Origin of the sequence: Collimonas sp., from assembly GCF_044339385.1 — a bacterium.
Classification (GTDB): Bacteria; Pseudomonadota; Gammaproteobacteria; order Burkholderiales; family Burkholderiaceae_D; genus Collimonas.
Genome location: NZ_JBIIVN010000206.1, coordinates 1 through 3663 on the forward strand (window position 1 = coordinate 1; position 3663 = coordinate 3663).

General features: G+C 55.7%; 3 protein-coding genes. All 3 read right to left on the minus strand.

The annotated features are described in order from the left end of the window. Nucleotides 1–162: 162 nt before the first annotated feature. On the minus strand, nt 163–1122 hold the full coding sequence (gene truB / locus ACIQ0R_RS11840) for a tRNA pseudouridine(55) synthase TruB (protein WP_395827648.1): 960 nt from the start codon (nt 1120–1122) through the stop codon (nt 163–165). A 127-nt stretch (nt 1123–1249) separates the two neighbouring features. Beyond that, complete coding sequence (gene rbfA / locus ACIQ0R_RS11845) at nt 1250–1639, minus strand: 30S ribosome-binding factor RbfA (protein ID WP_395827651.1); 390 nt, start codon at nt 1637–1639, stop codon at nt 1250–1252. Nucleotides 1640–2010: 371 nt separating this feature from the next. Next, nucleotides 2011–3663: translation initiation factor IF-2 (gene infB / locus ACIQ0R_RS11850; RefSeq protein WP_395827654.1), on the minus strand; the 1653-nt coding region annotated here is incomplete at its 5' end.

Below are 3663 nucleotides of genomic sequence, written 5' to 3' on the forward strand. Positions count from 1 at the left end.
TGTCCGCCAGCTTGACCAACTCAGGATCGGGCTTGGCCCGTTTGGTGCGTTTTACGTAGGTCATTTTTTCCTCTATGGTGGCAGTGTGCTGCCAAATGACCGTTTACACAAAACTAATTACACCCTCCTCACCCAACATACAAATCATTATTTAAAACACATTTATGTCTGTTGCGCCGTTGCAATCAAGCGTTCCGGTGCCATGACCCCGTATTCGTGCAATTGCGCAGTGCCCAGCAACTGCCGAGGTGATGTATCGACAACATCGCCGGGCTGCAAGTACACGCGCACGCGTCCTGCGGTTGCGGGTAACGGCACTCCCTCTTTAGCCAGCGTCAGACGCTGGCCTTGCAAAAAGCGCTTTGCCAGGGGCTGCGATAATACTACTTCGGGCAATGACGACAGCAGACTATCGACCGCTGCCAGCAAGGGCGCACGATCGGCCTCGTCGGTTGCCATCAATTGATCCAAAGTCACGCAACCGTCTAACGTCAAGTGGCCCACCTGGACCCGCCGCAGTTGCTGCAGATGAGCACCACAGCCTAGCGCAGCACCGATATCTTCACCCAGCACCCGAATGTAAGTGCCTTTACTGCAGGCTACCCGCAGACGCAGAAACGGCGCCTGGTAATCGAGAAACTCCAGCTTATGAATCGTTACGGCGCGCGCCTCGCGCTCCAGGATAATGCCGGCACGGGCATATTCGTATAACGGCTTGCCGTCGCGCTTGAGTGCCGAATACATCGGCGGCACCTGCTGAATCGGGCCGCGGAACTGTGCCAAGGCCTGCTCGATCTGTGCATGGCTGACGCTGACATCCTTGCGCTCGAGTATCTCGCCTTCGGTATCGCCGGTGGCCGTCGTCACGCCAAGATGAATCATCGTCTCGTAGGTCTTGTCGGCATCCAGCAGATCCTGAGCAAACTTGGTCGCCTCGCCAAAGCACAACGGCAGCACACCAGTCGCAAAAGGATCGAGGGTGCCGGTGTGACCGGCCTTCTGTGCGTTCAACAAGCGTTTGGCCTTGATCAGCGCGTCATTGCTGGAAAAACCGACGGGCTTATCGAGCAGTAATACGCCATTCAGCGGAACACGAATTCTTTTGGGCGAGGTCGATGCCATGAGAGGGAAATAAGAGGAAATTCAGCAAAAACAAAAACAGGTGACAAGAAGGAGAAACGGCCTGCCGTCGCCAGCAAGCCGCATCATTCTTGTCGCATCATTCGTGTACGACCGGCAAGCTCCCGGTCTATTCCTGACCGTCATCCTTGGCACGGGTCGCATTGGCGATATCGATCAGACGCGACATTTCAACCCCGTGCGCCGTCGAATTATCGTGAATAAAATGCAAGGCTGGCAAAGTGTGAATGGTCAGACGGCGACCCAACTGGTTGCGCAAGAAACCGGCAGCCTGGGTCAGGCCCTTGACGGTATTCGCAATCGCCTCAGGGTCGTCGTTCAGCATCGTGAAAAACACCTTGGCATGGGCGTAGTCCGGCGTCACCTGTACTTCCGTAATCGTAATCATGCCGACCCGAGGGTCTTTTAGCTCGAAAACAATGATTTCAGACAGGTCCTTCTGGATCTGGTCTTCAACGCGCAGGCCACGCCCAGGGATCGATTTACTATGTTTAGCCATACTTTTCATCGGCGCGTTGCCACGCCCTATCTTTCACAAATGAACTACCAACAACTTGCAGGATGGGCATTGCAAATCCACCCTACAACACTTTTCAGCGGTGCACGAGCAGAATGCCTGCCCTACAAACAATAATAAACCATCAAGCTTATCGCTAGCTTTAGAAACTGTCGCCTCAGCCAGGCTGACAGCGCCGAGTGTCTGACTGAGCAGCGCCGCGACACATCAGTCCAGCAGGACAGCGCTCATCATAAACCGCACAATAGGTCCGCAAGAAGTTGATAGAGTTGCCTGTTACCAAATGAAAATCGGGCTTTTAGGCCCGATTTTCCTGCCTTACGCACCTTGACTGCATGCGTGTGCTTTGACTATTACAGGGTACGTGCGACTTCTTCGACTTCAAAGATTTCGAGCTGATCGCCTTCTTTGATATCGTTGAAGTTCTTCAGCGTCAGGCCGCACTCAAAGCCGGAACGAACTTCTTTGACGTCGTCCTTGAAGCGTTTCAGCGAATCCAGCTCACCGGTCCACAACACAACGTTGTCGCTCAGCAGACGGACCGAAGCACCACGCTTGACCAAGCCTTCCAACACATAGCAACCAGCAATCGCGCCGACCTTGCTGACCAGCAGTACCTGACGGATCTCGACCAGACCGAGGGCCTGTTCGCGCTTCTCAGGCAACAACATACCGGACATCGCTGCCTTGACCTCGTCAACCGCATCATAAATGATGTTGTAGTAACGAATGTCGACGCCGTTGGCTTCGGCCAGCTTGCGTGCCGATGCATCGGCACGGGTGTTGAAGCCGATAATCACAGCCTTCGAGGCGACCGCTAGATTGACGTCGTTCTCGCTGATGCCGCCGACACCGGCGTGCACCACTTGTACCCGGACTTCGCTGGTTGACAGTTTTTGCAACGACTGCGTCAGCGCTTCTTGCGAACCCTGAACGTCAGTCTTGATGATCATCGGCAGGTTCTTGACTTCGCCTTCAGCCATCTGGTCGAACATGTTTTCCAGTTTCGCAGCTTGCTGCTTGGCCAACTTGACGTCACGGTACTTACCTTGACGGAACTGACCGATTTCGCGCGCCTTGCGCTCGTCTACCATAACCATGACTTCTTCACCGGCCACCGGCACTTCTGTCAAGCCCTGGATTTCGACCGGAATCGATGGACCGGCTTCGGTAATCGCCTTGCCGTTTTCATCCAGCATCGCACGCACACGGCCGTAAGCTGAACCAGCCAGCACCACGTCGCCGCGCTTCAAGGTACCGGATTGCACCAGGATGGTTGCGACCGGACCACGGCCCTTATCCAGCTTGGCTTCCACCACCAGGCCACGAGCAGGCGCTGCCACAGCAGCTTTCAATTCCAGCACTTCAGCCTGCAACAGGACTTGCTCCAGCAGGTTGTCGATACCTTCGCCAGTCTTGGCCGAAACCGGTACGAACGGCGATTCGCCGCCGTACTCTTCTGGGACGACTTGCTCGGCGATCAATTCTTGCTTGACGCGATCCAGGTTGCCACCCGGCTTGTCGATCTTGTTGATCGCCACCACCAGCGGTACACCGGCAGCTTTCGCGTGGGCAATCGCTTCCTTGGTTTGCGGCATGACGCCGTCATCTGCTGCCACCACCAGAATCACGATATCGGTCGCCTTGGCACCACGGGCACGCATCGCGGTAAACGCTTCGTGGCCCGGCGTGTCGAGGAACGTAATCATGCCGCGTGGAGTTTCCACGTGATATGCACCGATATGCTGAGTAATACCGCCAGCTTCGCCGGACGCAACCTTGGCGCGACGGATGTAATCCAGCAACGAGGTTTTGCCGTGGTCGACGTGACCCATGACTGTCACCACCGGTGCGCGCGGCAGCAATTCTGCATCGGCATGTTCTGCACCGTCGATCAGCAATGCTTCCGGATCGTCCAGCTTGGCGGCGTGAGCGGTATGGCCCATTTCTTCGACCAGGATCATCGATGTTTCCTGATCCAGCACCTGGTTGATGGTGACCATCTG